Here is a 16,193-nt window from a genome sequence, read left to right on the forward strand (position 1 = left end):
GGAGAGACCTGTGACCGACATCACCGAAAACACCCCTGCACCCGCTTTTGACCTAGCGACCGACGGCGGCGGGCGCGTGTCGCTGGACGGGCTGAAGGGGAAGACGATCCTCCTCTACTTCTACCCCAAGGCCGATACGCCCGGCTGCACGACCGAGGGGCAGGACTTCTCGGCGCTGACCGACCGGTTCTCGGCGGCGAACGCCGTGGTGATCGGCGTATCGCGCGATGCGGTGAAGAAGCTGGACCGCTTCAAGGCCAAACATGACCTCAAGGTCGTGCTCGGTTCGGACGAGAACGGCGTGGTCACCGAAGCCTGGGGCGTCTGGGTGCTGAAAAAGCTGTACGGCCGCGAATACATGGGCATCGAGCGCGCCACCTTCCTGATCGACGGCCAGGGCGTGGTCCGTCGCGCCTGGCGGAACGTCAAGGTGAAGGGGCACGCCGAAGAGGTGCTGGCCGCCGTCGAAGCGCTCTGATCGGCGAGCGGGGTTCGGAAGGCCCCGCTTGACCTCTCCGCCTCAGCCCCCCCTAAGTATTGTCAGGGATTGTATCCTCAGGGGCTGACATTGACCAAACGCCGGTCGTCCCGGCGTGACGCGGAGAGTATAGATGTTCAACAAGAACAAACCCCTCGACAACAGTACTTCGAGCGGCCTGGGCATTCCGACGCCGCCGGAACCGGCCAAGCCGACGCCCGCACCCGCCGCTCCGATCGCCGCTGCGGCCGTACGGACGCCCGAACCGGCACGCCCCGCCGCACGATCGTCTAGCCTATCGACCCTGTCGGCGGGCGTGAAATATGAAGGCAACATCTCCGGCGCGGGCGAGCTTCAGGTCGACGGCTCGCTCAAGGGCGACATCCGCGTGGTGCGCGTGGTGATCGGCGAAGGCGGCGCGGTCGAGGGCACGGTCCACGCCGATATCCTTGAGGTGCGCGGCCGCGTCTCGGGCGCCATCGTCGCCAAGCAGGTCAAGCTGTTCGCCACCTCGCGCGTCGAGGGCGACATCACGCAGGAACAGCTTTCGATCGAACAGGGCGCCTGGTTCCAGGGCCGCTGCACTCAGGCCAAGCGCGACACGCCAGGAGCCAATATGCTGGAAGGCCCCGCTCCTGCCGAGAAGCCCGCCCCCGCCAAGGCGGACGCCAAAGTCGAAGCCAAGCCCGCCGCCTGATCGTCGCGACGGATAGAAATGAGAAAGGGCGGCCCGCGAAGGCCGCCCTTTTTTATGCGTCGGTCTGGCGGCTGGATCAGCCCTCGCGGGTCTCGCCCACGCGAGCCGCAAGCGCGGCGCCCATGAACGGATCCAGGTCGCCGTCCAGAACCCCTTGCGTGTCCGAGGTCTCAACCTCGGTCCGCAGGTCCTTCACCATCTGATACGGCTGCAGGACATAAGATCGGATCTGGTGGCCCCAACCGATGTCGGTCTTGGCGTCAGCCAGAGCCTGAGCCGCAGCCTCACGTTTCTGAAGCTCCAGCTCGTACAGACGCGCCCGCAGCATCTTCCAGGCCTGTTCGCGGTTCTGGTGCTGCGAACGACCGGCCTGGCAAGCCACGACCGTATTGGTCGGAATGTGCGTCAAACGCACGGCCGAGTCCGTCTTGTTGATGTGCTGACCGCCAGCGCCGGACGCGCGATAGGTGTCGGTGCGCACATCCGACGGGTTGATGTCGATCTCGATCGTATCGTCCACGACCGGCGACACCCCGATGGAGGCGAAGCTGGTGTGACGCTTGGCCGCCGCGTCATAGGGGCTGATACGGACCAGGCGGTGAACGCCCGATTCCGACTTCAGCCAGCCATAGGCGTTCGGCCCGGCGATCTGCAGGGTCGCGGACTTGATGCCCGCCTGTTCGCCCTGTTCCTCGGCCTCGATCGTGACCTCATAGCCGTGGGCGCGAGCCCAGCGGCTGTACATCCGCATCAGCATCCCGGCCCAGTCGTTGGACTCGGTGCCGCCGGCGCCGGAGTTGATTTCCAGATAGGCGTCATTGCCGTCGGCCTCGCCGGACAGCAGGGCTTCAAGTTCGGCGCGGGCGGCGCGTTCCTTGATGGCCTTCAACTGCTCGCGCGCGTCCTCGAGGGTGGCTTCATCGCCCTCCTCATCGGCCATGTCGGCCAGCATGATCCCGTCTTCGAGATCTTGCTCCATTTCCTTGACGGCGTTGACCTGGGCTTCCAGGCGCGAGCGTTCGCGGCTGACGGCCTGGGCCTGTTCGGGATTGTCCCACAGCGTCGGATCCTCGACCCGCGCGTTCAGCTCATCGAGCTTTCTTAGAGCGACATCCCAGTCAAAGTCGCCTCCTGAGCAGAGCGACGCTCTGCTCGATGTCGGCCTTCATGGCCTCGACATCCGGTCTCATCGCAATCTCCGCGATATAGGGTGAAACGGCGCGCCTGATGACAGGCGCGCCGGGTGGTGGGCTTACCTAGAGGGTCAGTAGAGGTCGCTCAAGTCCTCAGCCGGCTGCTTCTTGGGCGGCGGCGGAGCCACCGGCGGCGGCGCGACCGGCGCGGGAGCCTGAGACTTGGCTTCCTGCTCGCGACGAATGACCTCGTAGTAGTTCTGCGGTCCTTCCTGCGCAGCCGGACGCGGCGCTTCTTCACGCAACTGGCGCTCGGTGCCGGGTCGGAACGCTTCCTCGATGCCGTTCACGGTGCGGAAGATGGCGTTCTTCGGCTTCACGAAGGGGCGCGCGGGACGTTCCTTCAGAGCGTCTTCCATGAAATCGATGAAGATCGGCACGGCGGTCGAGGCCCCCGCCTCGCCCCCGCCCAGCGAGCGGTTGTCGTCGAAGCCGACGAAGACGCCGACGACGATGTCAGCCGAGAAGCCGACGAACCAGGCCGAGCGGTATTCATTGGTCGTGCCCGTCTTGCCCCCGACCCAGCGGCCCAGACCGCGGGCGCGGGCACCGGTGCCGCGCTGAATCACGCCCTCCAGCATGGAGCTCATCTGATAGGCGGTGATCGGGTCGATCACCTGGGTTCCGCGGTCCTGCAGACGCGGCGATTCCTGGCCGCTGAAGCCTCGGCCGCAGTCGCGGCACTGGCGACGGTCGGCGCGATGGATGGTCTGGCCGTTCCGGTCCTGGGCCAGTTCGATCAGATAGGGATCGACCCGGCGCCCACCGTTGACGAAGGCGGCATAGGCGGCCGTGATGCGGTACGGCGTCGTTTCACCGGCGCCCAGCGACATAGCCAGGTTCGGCGACATGTCGTCCACCACGCCCATCTTCTTCGACAGGTCGACGACGTTCCTCATGCCCACCGCCTGGGCCAGACGCACGGTCATGACGTTGCGAGACAATTCGAGGCCGCGACGCAGGCTTTGCGGGCCGTAGAACTGGCGGCTGTAGTTCTGGGGCGTCCAAGCGCGGCCGCCGGGACCGCCGGGGAAGCTGATCGGCGCGTCCAGAACGATCGAGGCAGGCGTGAAGTCGCCTTCCAGCGCCGCCGCATAGACGAAGGGCTTATAGGCCGAGCCGGGCTGACGGCGAGCCTGGGTCGCGCGGTTGAAGCTGGACAAGGCGTAGGAATAGCCGCCGACCATCGCCAGGACGCGGCCCGACTGCGGCTCGATGGCGACCAGGGCGCCGTTGACGGCCGGCACCTGCTTCAGGGCGAATTGGCCGCCCTGACGCTCGACAAAGATCAGATCGCCACGCTTCAGAGGACGGCGTCCTGCGTTGGACCATGTCACGTCGGCAGCGCGCAGCGTGCCTGTCTGATCGTCCTTGGCCGTGCGAACGCGAATCGCGCCGCCGCTAACGTTCTCGACGGCGGCGGCCTGCCACGAGCGACGCTCGGGCGGGGTCGTCCGCTTTTGTGCTTCGGCCTGCCAGCCCTCGGCGAAGTCGGTCGTGCCCCACGCGCCGCGCCAGCCGTGACGACGGTCATAGTCCTCAAGGCCGCGCATCAGGGCGTCGCGCGCCGCCGATTGCAGCTGCGGATCCAGGGTGGTGCGCAGGTAATAACCGCCGCGATTGACCTCTTCCTGGCCGAACAGGGCGATGGCGCGACGACGCGCCTCTTCCACAAAGAAGTCGGCGTCAGCGTATTCGGCGCGACGCGGCGCCGAACGGGTGCTCAGCGGACGGGCCAGAGCAGTCTGCAACTGTTCGTCCGACAGCCATTTGTTGTCGGCCATCTCGCCCAGCACCCAGTTCCGGCGGCCCAGCGCGGCCTCGGGATAGCGTTTGGGGTGATAGTTGGTCGGCCCCTTCGGCAGGGCCGCCAGGAAGGCCGCCTCGTCCGGCGTCAGCTGATCCAGCGACTTGCCGAAATAGTTATAGGCCGCCGAGGCCACGCCGTAAGAGCGATAGCCCAGGTAGATTTCGTTCAGATACAGCTCGAGGATCTGTTCCTTGCTCAGCGTCGCTTCCAGACGGCTGGACAACACCGCTTCCTTGAGCTTGCGGTTCAGGCTGGTTTCGCTGGTCAGCAGGACGTTCTTGGCCACCTGCTGGGTGATGGTCGAACCGCCCTCCAGGCGACGCCCGGACAGCACGTTGAAGACGTTCTTGAACATGGCCCGACCGATGCCGGACACGTCGATGCCGCCGTGACTGAAGAAGTTCTGATCCTCGGCCGCCAAGAAGGCGTGAACGACCGTCTGCGGCACCTGGTCATAGGTGACGTAGATTCGGCGCTGATCCGAGAACTCGCCGATCAGGGTGCCGTCCTCGGCATAGACGCGCGTCGCCGTCGCCGGGCGATAGTCCGCCAGCTCGGAGGCGTCCGGCATGTCGTGCAAGACCCAGGCGGCGTAGATCGCCACCACCACCCCGGCCACGGCGATGGCGCCCAGCAGGGCCACGCCCGCCATGACGAACCAGCGTTCGGCTATCTTCACCATGAACTCCGCAAGACGCGCCCCATGTTCCGTCGTTTATCGCGCGTCGCGCGGCGCGCAAAGCGGAACTGCACTTATCCCTTGTCGCGCAGCAGGCGCGCCTTGTCGCGCTGCCAGTCACGCTCGGCCGAAGTCTCGCGCTTGTCGTGCAGCTTTTTGCCCTTGGCCAAGGCGATTTCCAGCTTCGCCTTGCCTGCCTCGTTCAGATACAGGCGCACCGGCACAATGGTGCGGCCGTCGCGCTGAACGGCGCCGATCAGCTTGTCGATCTGCTTGCGGTGCAGCAGCAGCTTCCGATGGCGACGCGGCTCATGGTTGAACCGGTTCGCCATCTTGTAGGGCGGGATGTCGGCGTTGATCAGCACCATTTCGCGCCCCTCGGGCGAGACGTAGCTTTCGGCGATGTTGGCCCGGCCGTCGCGCAGCGCCTTGATCTCGGTGCCCAGCAGTTGGATCCCGGCCTCGATATGATCCTCAAGGAAGTAGTCGAAGCGCGCGCGTCGGTTTTCGGCGATCGTCTTTTGTTTCGGCGCGTCTGCTGCCATCAGGCGACTCCGGCCTCGGCCAGCGCCTGGTCGATCGCAGGCTTCACGGCGTCGGCTGTCAGCGACAGCGGCAGACGAACCTCTTCCGTACAAAGACCCAGCTTGGCCAGGGCGTATTTGGTCGGCGACGGTGAATTGTCGAGGAACAGCGCCTTATGCAGGCCGATCAGGCGTTCCTGCCACGACCGGGCGGCGGCGAAGTCACCGGCCTGGATGGCGTCATACAGTGCGACCATCGCCTCGGGCGCGACGTTCGACGTCACGGAGATGACGCCCACGCCGCCGTGGGCGGCATAACCCAAATAGCTGGAATCATCGCCAGAAATCAGGTCGAAGGCGCCGTCGATGTTGGCGCGCATCCAACTGGCCCTCGCCACGTCGCCGGTCGCGTCCTTGATGCCGACGATGTTCGGGTGCGCCGACAGGGCCGCAACCGTCTCGTTCGACAGGTCCACGCCCGTGCGTCCCGGCACGTTGTACAGCAGGATCGGCAATTGCACGGCATCGGCCACGGCTTCGAAATGCGCGTGCATCCCGGCCTGCGACGGGCGGTTGTAATAGGGGGTGACGACCAGAGCGCCGTCGGCGCCGACCGTCTTGGCGAAGCGGGTCAGCTCGATCGCCTTGTCCGTCGCGGACGACCCGGCGCCGGCGATGACGCGGATGCGCCCGGCGGCGATCTCGACGCACTGTTCGACCACGCGCTTGTGTTCGTCCAGGTGCAGGGTAGCGCTCTCGCCCGTAGTGCCCATCGGCACGACGCCGTGAACTCCAGCGGCGATTTGACGTTCCAACAGGCGCTTGAAAGCGGCCTCGTCCACGTTTCCGTCACGAAGAGGTGTGATCAGGGCGGTGATCACGCCCTTGAACAAGGGGGCGGTCATGGGAACAACATACCTGCGCGGAGAAATGGGCGGCGATCCGCCCGTCACTAATCGGCAAAGGGTAGGTTGCCCGCCGCTTGGCCGCAACCAAAGATGAATGAGGATCAGATATCTGATGATCGCGACGACCGTGGCCGCCGCCCTGGCGATACTGACTCCACCGGCTCAGGACGTGCTGAACAGCACGCCGACGCCCTATTCCGCCAGTCAGGGCGGGATCATCAGCAGCCAGGACGCCGCCCTGGTGCAGCAGGGTCTGACGGCTGCGCGGGCGCGCGACGTCGTCGGCACGCAGTCCATCATGGCGCGCATTTCCGATCCTGCGGCGCGCAAGCTGGTCGAGTGGGCGCTGGTCGACACCTCGGACAAGCAGATGTCCTACAGCGACCTGGCGCTGGCTCAGACCGACCTGGCGAACTGGCCGCGCGGCGATTCGCGCCGGGGTGCAGGCGAGCGCGCCCTGGACATGGCGGGCCAGTCGCCGGACGCCGTACTGGCCTTCTTCAACGGAACCGCCCCGACCACGGCCCAGGGCGCCATCGCTCTGGCCGGGGCGTTGGAGCAGACGGGCCGCCGCCAGGAGGCGCAGACTCTGATTCGCGACTGGTGGCGCACCCAGAGCTTCGATGAAGCTCAGCAAAGCCGCATCTATTCGCGCTGGAGCGGCTGGCTGACCAGCGACGACCATGTGACCCGGCTGAACATGCTGCTGCTGGGGCCGCACGGCCCCGCGACACGGGCCATGGTCGCCCTGGCCCCGGCCGACCGCCAGGCCGTCGCCAACACCGTCATGGCGCTGCGCACCGCCTACGCTCCCGACGTGATCGTCAGCAGCCTGTCGCAGACCCAGGCCAACGATCCGGCCGTGGTGCTGGAGCGGGTGCGCCTGCTGCGCTCGGCCGGCCGCCAGTCCGAAGCCTTCCCGCTGCTGTCCGCCCTGCCCGCCGCGCCGTCGCACGCCGACGGCCAGAACACCCTGTGGAGCGAGCGCCGCAACTATTTCCTGGACGCCCTGCAACAAGGCAACGCCCGCGCCGCCTACGCCGCCATGAACGGCCACGGCTTCCCCTCGGGCGAGCGCAAGGTCGACGCCGAGTTCTTCGCCGGCTGGGTCGCCCTGACCAAGCTGAACGACCCGGCGACGGCGGCCCAGCATTTCGAAGTTCTGCGCAACGCCTCCTCGACCCCGATCACCCAGGGTCGCGCCCTCTACTGGCTGGGCCGTGCGGCCGAGGCGCGCGGCGCCCGCGAGGACGCCCAGCGCTGGTATCAGGCGGGCGCCGAACACTGGCAGACCTTCTACGGTCAGTTGGCGGCGGAAAAGGCAGGCGCGACGACCCTGACCCTGCCGGGCGAACCGTCGCCATCGCCGGAAGACGTGAACCGCTTCGAAGGCAATGAGGTGGTGCGCGCCACGCGCATTCTGGGCCAGATCGGCGAAAAGACCCTGATGCGGGTCTTCGCCTATCATCTGGATGATGCGCTGCCCTCGCCCTACGACCTGTCTCAACTGTTCGACCTGATGCAGGGCTACGGCGACCAGTTCGGCTCGATGATGGTCGGTCGCGCGGCCAGCCAGCGCGGCTTCGTCATGCCCGAGCGGATGTATCCGATCAGCCTGCCGCAACAGGTTCCGGGCATGGCGCCGACGGAGTTCGCCCTGGCCATCACTCGTCAGGAATCCAGCTTTGACCCCTTGGTGCGTTCGCACGCGGACGCACGCGGCATGATGCAGCTTCTGCCTGCAACCGCGCAGGGCGTGGCCCGACGCATGGGGCGTCCATTCAACACTGAACAGTTGTGGGATGCTGAAATCAACATGACCCTGGGCAGCTATCACCTGGGTGAGTTGATGAACAACTTCGGCGGCTCGCCCCTGCTGGCGGCGGTCGGCTACAACGCAGGGCCCGCGCGCCCGCCGCAATGGACGGCCCGGTGCGGCGACCCGCGTCAGGCCCAGGTCGACCCCATCGACTTCATCGAGTGCGCGCCCTTCACCGAGACGCGCAACTACATGATGCGGGTGATGGAGAACATGCAGGTCTATCGCGCCCGCCTGAACGGCGGCTCAGCGCCGCTGACGCCCTCGGCGGACCTGGCGCGGGGCACGCCGCCCAACACCGGCCCGCGTCCCTATCAGCCCTGATATCAGTTACTGGGTAGACGGCGGGCCGCCAGCAGCGGCCCGTCCAACGCCTCCAGCCAGACAGCGTCCAGGTTGAAGACGGTCTTCAGCACGCACGGCGACAGAGCCTCGGTCGGCGCGCCCTCCGCCGCCGTCCGTCCCTGATCCAGCACCACGACCCGATCGGCGAAGCGCGCAGCCAGAGTCAGGTCATGCAAGCTGACCAGAACGCCATGCCCGGCGTCAGCGCGCGCCCGCAGCCGCTCAAGCACCAGAAGCTGGGCGTCGGGGTCCAGGCCAGCGATCGGCTCGTCCGCAACCAGCAAGGGAGCGGAAACCGTCAGGGCGCGTGCCAATAGAACGCGCGCCCGCTCGCCGCCCGACATCTCGGCCACGCCACGATCCGCCAGATGACCCACGCCGACCTCGTGCAGCGCGACACGCGCGCGGTGCAGCGCGACACGCGCGCGGTCCAGCGCGGCCGCGCCCGCCAGGAAAGGCGCGCCCAGCGCCGCCAGCTCGACCGCCGGCAGGTTCCACGCGATCGAACGGTCCTGCGGCAGGTAGGCTGCACGCTCGCCGCGCTGACGCTCGGACAGACGCCGCACCTCATCACCGCCCAAGCGGGCCGAGCCTTGCGTCAGCGGCGTCAGGCCCAAGGCGGCGCGCACCGCCGTCGACTTGCCCGCGCCATTCGGCCCGCACAGGGCGACCACTTCACCCGCCCGCACCGACACGGACGCGCCTTTCAGCACTTCGGCCCCGCCAACGCGGGCATGGGCGTTCTCAAGAGCCAACAGAAGACTCACAGTCGCCACTCCCGCGCCGCGCGCCAGGCAATCAGGGCGAACAAGGGCGCGCCGACCAGGGCGGTGAAGACGCCCAATTTCAGTTCCTGATCCGTCGGCAGCATCCGCGCCGCCAGATCGGCGGCCACCAGCATCAAGCCGCCCGCGAGGGCCGATGGCAGAAGCAATCGCCCCGGATCGCCGCGCACCGCCGCCCGCACCAGATGCGGCGCCGCCAGACCGACGAAGCCGATGACGCCCGCCACAGCCACCGCCGCGCCCGCCGCCACGGCCGCCGCCGCCAGCGCCAGCACCCGCATTCGCCCCATCGACAGGCCCGACGCCCGCGCCGCCTCCTCGCCCAAAGTCAGCATCCGCAGGCCTGGCGACGCGCTGCGCGCCAAAAGGCTGGCGACCAGAACGGCGGGCGCGACCCAGGCGATATCAATCCAGCTGCGGTTCTCCACCGAGCCCAACAGCCAGTTCATCACTTCGGCCGAGGCGATGGGCGACGGCGACAGATTGAAGATCAGAGCCGTCAGCGCCCCCGCGAAACTGGACAAGGCCACGCCGAACAGGATCAGCGCCTCCGGCGTCCGCACCCGCGCGGCCAGGGCGATCAGCAGCCCGCCGCCGACCGTCGCGCCGAACAAAGCCGAAACCTCCACCGCGCCGGGGATCGCCGCCAGCCCCAGCACGATGGCCGTCGCAGCGGCCAGGGCCGAGGTCGCTGACACGCCGAGCACGCCCGGCTCCGCCAGCGGGTTGCGCAACAGCCCCTGCATCACCGCCCCCGCCAGCCCCAAAGCCGCGCCTACGAACAGGGCGCAGAACGCTCGGGGCGCGCGCACGAGCCACAGCACCTCGCCAGGCCCTGAGCCCGGATTGCTCAAGGCCGTCATGTAATCGGCGGCGTTGAACCGGGTTTCGCCCAGCGTCACCGCCAGCACGATCGCCAACACGATCACCGCCGCCAGGCCGATATTCAGCGTCGCAGTCCGGTTCATGACGCCTGCTCGGCCAACTGCGCTGCGGCGTCCGCCGCGAACCAGGCCGGGCATGTCAGAGTCGCACCGGGCAGTTCAGCCGCCGTCCGACCTCGCATGGCGCGCTGCATCACCGGATGCCGTCCCGCCCCGCGCCAATCCGAACGCGCCAGGTCGAAGAAGCCCTTCACGAAAAGAGCAGGCGGCGTCAGCAGCACGCGTTCGAGTCCCAGAGGCTGATAGCCCGGCCGTTCGACCCCATTGCGAAACCCGGCCGCGCGCAGGACAGCGTCCATCAAGGAGCCGGGGCCGGAGGTGAACCCGCTGGCCGTGACATAGACGGCCTTGCGCCCTCGGCCTGCGCCTTCAGCCTTGGCCAACTGCGCCTCCATACGCTGCGTCAACGCCTTGCCTCGCTCCGGGCGCCCCAGAGCCTGAGCGACGACATGAATGTTGGCGCGAACCCCATCCATGTCCGTGGCGTCGGATATGGTGACCGTGCGGACGCCATCGCGCTCCAAAGCGGCCAGAAGGCGAGCGTCGCCGCCCCAGTAACGCACCGCCACGTCTGGTCGAAAGCCGACAGCGGCCTCCAACGTCGGTCGCACTCGCCGATGACCCTGGGCGTCAGCACGCAGCCAGGAATCAGGATCATCCGCTCTCGGCGACAGGCCCAACTCCGCATCGGGCGCCAGGGCGAGGACAAATTGATCGGCGCATTGATCCAGGGCCATGACCCGCAAAGGCTCAGCCGCCGCGACGCCGCTCCAACACGCCATCGCCGAAACGACGGCTGTGATGACGAGCTTCACGAGGCGGTCAATCCCGCAAACAAGGCGTCCATCTGGGTGCGGACCAAGGTCTCACGATCCGCCCAGTCGAAATAAGGCTTGGTCGTCATGATGGAGACCAAGCCATGGGCGCTGGCCCAGATGACCTGCGCCAGCGTGCGGGGATCACCTCGCAGCGCGCCTTGATCGACCGCCTCTTCGACCACGCTGACAAAGGCGCGAAACAGGTCGGCTCCGCTTTGCTGCGCCACGGTCTCGGCGCCGTGGCGCGTCTGGACCTGCGGGGTCAGATAGGCCAGCCGATAGGCGTTGGGATTGGCGAAACCGAACGCGATGTAATTCTCGACGATCCGGCGCAGCCGCGCCAAGGGAGGCGCATCCTCAGCCAGGGTCCGTTGGTGTTGCTCGGCCAGGGTGTCGAAGGCGTTGCGGCAGATCTCGTTGAGGATTTCACCCTTGTCCGCGAAGTGCATGTAAAGCGCGGTCGACGACAGGCCCACCTCGTCAGCAATCTTGCGAATGGTCGCGCCTTCATAGCCCCGCTCGACGAAAATACCTTCGGCCGCCGCCAGGATTTCCGCACGGCGCTCGTGCCCTTCACCCTTGGGTTTGCGTGTCGAACGCGACGATGCGGCAGGTGCGAGCGACACTCGAATGCTCCCCAAGTTGAACTCCCGTGTGGGGGCCAGTGATAGCCGCAAAAGCCGGCTCCGGCCAAATATATTGCTTTACATAGATGTTAGTATAACATTGATCTTCGAATGGGAGGGCGACGATGCGAAGGGGAACGGTCGCCCGCGCGGACGGCGATGCTCTGAAGTCTGCGCGCATCACGCTGACAACCCGTCAGACGCTAGGTCTTACCCTCATCGTCACCGGCGTTTTGGCCGCCACGACAATCGCCCCTTTGTCAGGTTCTGTCGTACTTCTAAGCCTCCAGATTGGATTCATGAGCCTGGCCGCCTGGAGGCTGTTCCTGCTCTGGAACAGCCGCCTCCAGCACCTGTCCGCCACGCCACAGATATGCCCAGCCCCGTCGTGTCCATGGCCCCGCTATACCGTTGTGTCAGCCCTTTATCAGGAGACGTCCGTCCTGCCGCAACTGATCGAACGGTTGTCAGATATCGACTATCCGAGAGAACGCCTTGAGGGGTTTCTGGTGCTTGAGACGGACGACGCTGCGACGATCAAGGTTGCTCTGGACCTGCCCAGGCCCGACTGGCTTCAGGTGTTGATCGTGCCGCCCGGCGCGCCCAAGACCAAGCCGCGCGCCCTGAACTACGCCCTGGCGCGTTGTAGCGGCGACCTGATCACCATCTACGATGCAGAAGACGACCCCGACCCGCTGCAACTGCGCGAGGCCGCGACGCGCTTCATCTACGAAGGCGAAAGCCTGGCCTGCCTTCAGGCGCCGCTACGAATCCGTTGCAGGAACAAGGCCAGCGCCAGCCCCTTTCTCGACCGGCAGTTCGCGGCCGAGTACGCCGCCCTGTTCGAAGTCACCCTGCCGGCCATGAGCCGCCTGGGGCTGCCCTTTCCTCTCGGCGGAACCAGCAACCATTTCCGAGTGCCTGTCTTGCGAGCGCTGGGAGGCTGGGATGCCTGGAACGTCACCGAGGACGCCGATCTGGGCTTTCGCATCTGGCGCGCCGGCTATCGGCTCGGCGTCATCCAGAGGCCCACCTATGAACCGCCGCCTGGTCCCTTGCCGCTCTGGCTGCCGCAACGCACACGCTGGCTGAAAGGCTATCTGCAAACACTGGCTGTCCATACACGCTACAAAGAGGGAATGGGCTGGCGAGGCTGGGCGGCGCTGGCCGTCACCGTCGGCGCTGGCGTGGCGTCCGCCGCCATCCACGCCGCCTGCGCCGCCTGGGTGTTCAGCGTGGCCCTGACCTCTATCGTCGCGGGACGCCTGCCTCACTTTTCGCCGCAAGGCAGTATCGTTCTGATCTCCGGCGTCATCGCCGCCTGGCTTTTGAAGCACCGCGGCGCACGGCAGGCGGGCGCTTCCTATGGCCTGGGCGACATGCTGGCCTCCCTCGCCTATTGGTGCCTGCTCAGCCTGGCGTTCGCTCACGCCGCCATCCGCCTGATCTTTGAACCGCATCACTGGGACAAGACCCCGCATCAGGCTGAACCCGAACCCGATATCGCCATGATCAACGGCGCTGACGCTGGACGAGCGGCCGCCTGAGCGCCTATCAGCGCGCATGGCTCCGGTTCTCTCCTCCTCGCCCGAAACCCTCGTCACGCGTGGGTGGTCGGACTACGCTCTTCTAGACAGCGGCGACGGTCGCAAGCTCGAGCGTTACGGCCGCTACACCGTCGTGCGACCCGAGCCCCAGTGCTTCTGGAAAGCGCACGACGAGAACGCCTTCGAGCGCGCCAACGCCATGTTCGATCCGCAGCAGGAGGAAGAGGATTCCGGTCGCTGGCGCTTCGACGCCCACGGCCCGATCGACGCCTTTCCGCTGAAGTGGCGCGACGTGAGCTTCATGGGGCGCTTCACCCCATTCCGGCACCTGGCCTTCTTCCCGGAACAGGCGGCGAACTGGGAGTGGCTGGACGCGCGCGTCCGCACCCTGAAGCAACCGAAAATCCTGAACCTGTTCGGCTATACCGGCGTGGCCAGCCTGGCCTGCTCGGCGGCCGGCGCGCACGTCACCCACGTCGACGCCTCCAAGAAGTCCGCCGCTTACGCTCGCGAGAACGCCGAACTGTCGGGCCTGTCCGACCGCCCGATCCGCTGGATCGTCGAGGACGCTCGCAAATTCGTCGCGCGCGAGGTCCGGCGCGGCAGCAAATACGACGGCATCATTCTGGACCCGCCGAAATATGGGCGCGGCGCTAATGGCGAGGTCTGGCGCCTGTTCGAGGACATGCCGGAACTGCTGAAAGACTGCGCCTCCTTGTTGTCCGACGACGCCTCCTTCCTGTTGCTGAACGCCTATGCCGCGCGGATTTCCGGCCTGTCGCTGGCGCACATGATGGCCGAAGCGACCCATGATCGCGGCGGCCGCATCGACTGGGGCGAACTAGCCCTGTCCGAAGACGGCAAGAACGCCCGCGCCATAGGCCTGTCCTTCTTCGCCAGATGGAGCGCCTGATGACCGAACGCCTCATCACATCGCTGACCAACGACACGATCAAGGCCGTCCGCGCCCTGCACATGCGCAAGGAGCGCGAGGCGACGGGCCGCTTTCTGGCCGAAGGGCTGAAGTTCATCGGCGAGGCGCTGGACCAGGGCCGCGCGCCGGTCATGCTACTGGTCGGTCAGGACGCTCGGCCGCACCCCCTGCTGGACCGCGCCAAGGCCGAAACGCTGAAGGCCGGCGGCCAGATCATCGTCGTCACCCACGCCATCCTCGAAAAGATCAGCCGTCGCGACAATCCGCAGACGGTGCTGGGCGTATTCGAACAGGTCTATACGCCGCTGACCTCCATCCAGCCTGACGCCAGGCCCTGCTGGGTGGCGCTGGAGCAGGTTCGCGATCCGGGCAACCTGGGCACCATTATCCGCACGGCGGACTCGGCCGGATGCGGCGGCGTCATCCTGATCGGCGATTGCGTCGATCCCTTCTCGGTCGAAGCGGTGCGTGCGACCATGGGCTCTGTCTTCGCCGTGACCATCAGCAAGGCCTCGCGTGAAGAGTTCCTGGCCTGGCGCGCCTCTTGGCCGGGCAGCGTGATCGGCACCCGCCTGGATGCGACGCATGGCTATCGCGACAGCCCCGTCCGTCACCCCGCCCTCATCATGATGGGCAATGAACAGGCGGGGCTGACCGATGAACTGGCCGCCGCCTGCGATCTGAACGTCAAGATTCCGATGCGCGGCCGGGCCGACAGCCTGAACCTGGCGATAGCCACGGGCATCATGGCCTACGCCGTGACCGACGCGGCCTATGGCTCGAATCTCTAAGCCTCGCCTTCGGTCCTGATCCGGCCCATGCCGATCAGGGCCAGGACCGTCAGAAGAGCCGCGACCGTCAGATAGACGCCGACCGCCTGAAGCCCGTAATGACCCGCCAGCCACGTCGCGGCGTAAGGCGCCAGCGAGGCCCCGAGAATCCCCGCCAGATTGAAGGTCATGGATGCGCCGGTGTAGCGCACCGTCGTCGGGAACGGCCGCGCCAGCGCAGCGCCCAGCGGACCGTAGGTGCAGCCCATCAGGCTGAAGCCGATGATGAAGAAAGCCACCACGCCCGCCATGCCGCCGCTGCCGAACAGCGGCGCCAGGATCAGCCCGAACAGGGCGATAGCGACCGAAGTGGCCAGCAACGTCCGCCCCTGCCCCCACCTGTCCGCCGCCAGAGCCGCTAGCGGGATGAACAGGCCGAAGAAGCAGACGCCCAGCAACTGAATCGGCAGGAACTGCTCACGCGTGTAGCCCATGCTGGTCGTGCCCCAGCCCAGGGCGAAGACAGTCATCAGATAGAACAGGACAAACGTCGCCAGCCCGGCCAGCGTCCCTGTCAGCAGGGCAAACTTGTGGTGCGCCACAAGCGTCAGAGCGGGTGCCTGAACGCGTTCTGCGCGGTCGATGGCGCGTTTGAACTCAGGCGTCTCGGTGATCTTCAGCCGCATCCAAAGGCCGACGATGACCAACAGCGAACTGGCGATGAAGGGAATGCGCCAGCCCCAGGCCATGAACTGATCCTCGCTCATGACCTGGCCCAGGGCGATGAAGCTCAGGGTCGACAGGATGAAGCCGATCGGCGCGCCTAACTGCGGAAACATGCCGAACCAGGCTTTCTTACCCGGCGGGGCGTTCTCTGTGGCCAGCAGGACCGCGCCGCCCCACTCGCCGCCCAGGCCTAGTCCCTGTCCGAACCGACACAGGGCCAACAGCAGCGGGGCGATCACGCCGACCGAATGCCAGGGCGGCAACAGGCCGATGGCGATGGTCGACAGGCCCATGGTCATCAAAGCCGCCACCAGCGTCGCCTTTCGCCCCACCCGGTCGCCGAAATGGCCGAAGACGACCGCGCCGATCGGCCGAGCGAAGAAGGCGATGGAGAAGGTGGCGAATGAGGCCAACATAGCCGTCATCCGGTCTCCGCCGGGGAAGAACAGGTCCGGAAAGACCAGCACTGCCGCCGTGGCGTAGATGTAAAAGTCGTAGAACTCGATCGTCGTACCGATCAGGCTCGCGAACAGAACGCGCCGCTTGGAGGCAGGAGGCGGTGAAACGGCGGCGTCGGTCACGCGGAATCC

15 protein-coding genes are annotated in these 16,193 nt (G+C 66.7%); 6 read left to right on the forward strand and 9 right to left on the reverse strand.

Features of this window, described 5'->3' with window-relative positions; translation table 11 throughout:
* The first annotated feature begins 10 nt into the window (after positions 1–10).
* Together AC3IPP_RS08550 and AC3IPP_RS08555 are read left to right on the forward strand one after the other, a co-directional pair.
* A complete protein-coding gene (locus tag AC3IPP_RS08550) occupies positions 11–478 on the forward strand; it encodes a peroxiredoxin (protein ID WP_489150994.1) in 468 nt (155 codons plus the stop codon).
* A gap of 133 nt (positions 479–611) precedes the next feature.
* Positions 612–1,175: a bactofilin family protein gene (locus tag AC3IPP_RS08555; protein WP_489150995.1), complete on the forward strand. Its 564-nt coding sequence runs from the start codon at positions 612–614 to the stop codon at positions 1,173–1,175.
* A gap of 76 nt (positions 1,176–1,251) precedes the next feature.
* On the opposite strand, the gene prfB is transcribed toward AC3IPP_RS08555, so the two are convergent.
* From prfB to dapA, 4 genes are all read right to left on the reverse strand, one after another.
* Positions 1,252–2,365 (reverse strand): peptide chain release factor 2 gene (gene prfB, locus AC3IPP_RS08560; protein WP_489150996.1). Its coding sequence is split into 2 segments (ribosomal slippage): positions 1,252–2,295 and positions 2,297–2,365, totalling 1,113 coding nucleotides; the frame shifts between segments, so codons are not numbered across the junction.
* 74 nt (positions 2,366–2,439) lie between these two features.
* Positions 2,440–4,860, reverse strand: a complete 2,421-nt coding sequence (locus AC3IPP_RS08565) for a penicillin-binding protein 1A (protein ID WP_489150997.1) — start codon at positions 4,858–4,860, stop codon at positions 2,440–2,442.
* A 71-nt stretch (positions 4,861–4,931) separates the two neighbouring features.
* Complete coding sequence (gene smpB / locus AC3IPP_RS08570; RefSeq protein WP_087139379.1) at positions 4,932–5,402, reverse strand: SsrA-binding protein SmpB; 471 nt, start codon at positions 5,400–5,402, stop codon at positions 4,932–4,934.
* Positions 5,402–6,286, reverse strand: coding sequence for a 4-hydroxy-tetrahydrodipicolinate synthase (gene dapA / locus AC3IPP_RS08575; RefSeq protein WP_489150998.1), 885 nt, complete (start codon positions 6,284–6,286; stop codon positions 5,402–5,404). Before dapA ends, smpB begins: the two co-directional genes overlap by 1 nt.
* A 115-nt stretch (positions 6,287–6,401) precedes the next feature.
* On the opposite strand from dapA, the gene AC3IPP_RS08580 reads away from it, so the two are divergent.
* A complete protein-coding gene (locus AC3IPP_RS08580) occupies positions 6,402–8,432 on the forward strand; it encodes a lytic transglycosylase domain-containing protein (RefSeq protein WP_489150999.1) in 2,031 nt (676 codons plus the stop codon).
* A 2-nt stretch (positions 8,433–8,434) separates the two neighbouring features.
* On the opposite strand, the gene AC3IPP_RS08585 is transcribed toward AC3IPP_RS08580, so the two are convergent.
* From AC3IPP_RS08585 to AC3IPP_RS08600, 4 genes are read right to left on the reverse strand one after another with little or no spacing between them, the layout of a single operon-like run.
* A complete protein-coding gene (locus AC3IPP_RS08585; RefSeq protein ID WP_489151000.1) occupies positions 8,435–9,220 on the reverse strand; it encodes an ABC transporter ATP-binding protein in 786 nt (261 codons plus the stop codon).
* Positions 9,217–10,206, reverse strand: coding sequence for a FecCD family ABC transporter permease (locus AC3IPP_RS08590; protein ID WP_489151001.1), 990 nt, complete (start codon positions 10,204–10,206; stop codon positions 9,217–9,219). The genes AC3IPP_RS08585 and AC3IPP_RS08590 overlap by 4 nt, the downstream gene beginning before the upstream one ends.
* On the reverse strand, positions 10,203–10,997 hold the full coding sequence (locus AC3IPP_RS08595; protein WP_489151002.1) for an ABC transporter substrate-binding protein: 795 nt from the start codon (positions 10,995–10,997) through the stop codon (positions 10,203–10,205). Before AC3IPP_RS08595 ends, AC3IPP_RS08590 begins: the two co-directional genes overlap by 4 nt.
* A complete protein-coding gene (locus AC3IPP_RS08600) occupies positions 10,994–11,626 on the reverse strand; it encodes a TetR/AcrR family transcriptional regulator (RefSeq protein WP_087139385.1) in 633 nt (210 codons plus the stop codon). Before AC3IPP_RS08600 ends, AC3IPP_RS08595 begins: the two co-directional genes overlap by 4 nt.
* Before the next feature lie 299 nt (positions 11,627–11,925).
* On the opposite strand from AC3IPP_RS08600, the gene AC3IPP_RS08605 reads away from it, so the two are divergent.
* From AC3IPP_RS08605 to AC3IPP_RS08615, 3 genes are read left to right on the forward strand one after another with little or no spacing between them, the layout of a single operon-like run.
* Positions 11,926–13,173 carry a glycosyltransferase gene (locus AC3IPP_RS08605; RefSeq protein WP_489151003.1) on the forward strand — a complete coding sequence of 416 codons (1,248 nt, stop codon included), beginning with the start codon at positions 11,926–11,928 and terminating at the stop codon, positions 13,171–13,173.
* 16 nt (positions 13,174–13,189) lie between these two features.
* A complete protein-coding gene (locus tag AC3IPP_RS08610; protein WP_489151004.1) occupies positions 13,190–14,086 on the forward strand; it encodes an RsmD family RNA methyltransferase in 897 nt (298 codons plus the stop codon).
* Complete coding sequence (locus AC3IPP_RS08615) at positions 14,086–14,898, forward strand: TrmH family RNA methyltransferase (RefSeq protein WP_489151005.1); 813 nt, start codon at positions 14,086–14,088, stop codon at positions 14,896–14,898. Before AC3IPP_RS08610 ends, AC3IPP_RS08615 begins: the two co-directional genes overlap by 1 nt.
* Here AC3IPP_RS08615 and AC3IPP_RS08620 read toward each other — a convergent pair.
* Positions 14,895–16,184 (reverse strand): MFS transporter, encoded by a 1,290-nt coding sequence (locus tag AC3IPP_RS08620; protein WP_489151006.1) that lies wholly within the window; start codon positions 16,182–16,184, stop codon positions 14,895–14,897. The two genes, AC3IPP_RS08615 and AC3IPP_RS08620, sit on opposite strands and share 4 nt — an antisense overlap.
* Positions 16,185–16,193: the final 9 nt, after the last annotated feature.

The organism is Brevundimonas sp. KH_060 (assembly GCF_057838275.1).

Coding starts and splice junctions, on each gene's coding strand:
- AC3IPP_RS08615 (WP_489151005.1), top strand. CDS start 14,086: ATGACCGAACGCCTCATCACATCGCTGACCAACGACACGATCAAGGCC.
- AC3IPP_RS08610 (WP_489151004.1), top strand. CDS start 13,190: ATGGCTCCGGTTCTCTCCTCCTCGCCCGAAACCCTCGTCACGCGTGGG.
- smpB (WP_087139379.1), bottom strand. CDS start 5,402: ATGGCAGCAGACGCGCCGAAACAAAAGACGATCGCCGAAAACCGACGC.
- AC3IPP_RS08555 (WP_489150995.1), top strand. CDS start 612: ATGTTCAACAAGAACAAACCCCTCGACAACAGTACTTCGAGCGGCCTG.
- AC3IPP_RS08580 (WP_489150999.1), top strand. CDS start 6,402: ATGATCGCGACGACCGTGGCCGCCGCCCTGGCGATACTGACTCCACCG.
- AC3IPP_RS08605 (WP_489151003.1), top strand. CDS start 11,926: ATGAGCCTGGCCGCCTGGAGGCTGTTCCTGCTCTGGAACAGCCGCCTC.
- AC3IPP_RS08590 (WP_489151001.1), bottom strand. CDS start 10,206: ATGAACCGGACTGCGACGCTGAATATCGGCCTGGCGGCGGTGATCGTG.
- AC3IPP_RS08565 (WP_489150997.1), bottom strand. CDS start 4,860: ATGGTGAAGATAGCCGAACGCTGGTTCGTCATGGCGGGCGTGGCCCTG.
- dapA (WP_489150998.1), bottom strand. CDS start 6,286: ATGACCGCCCCCTTGTTCAAGGGCGTGATCACCGCCCTGATCACACCT.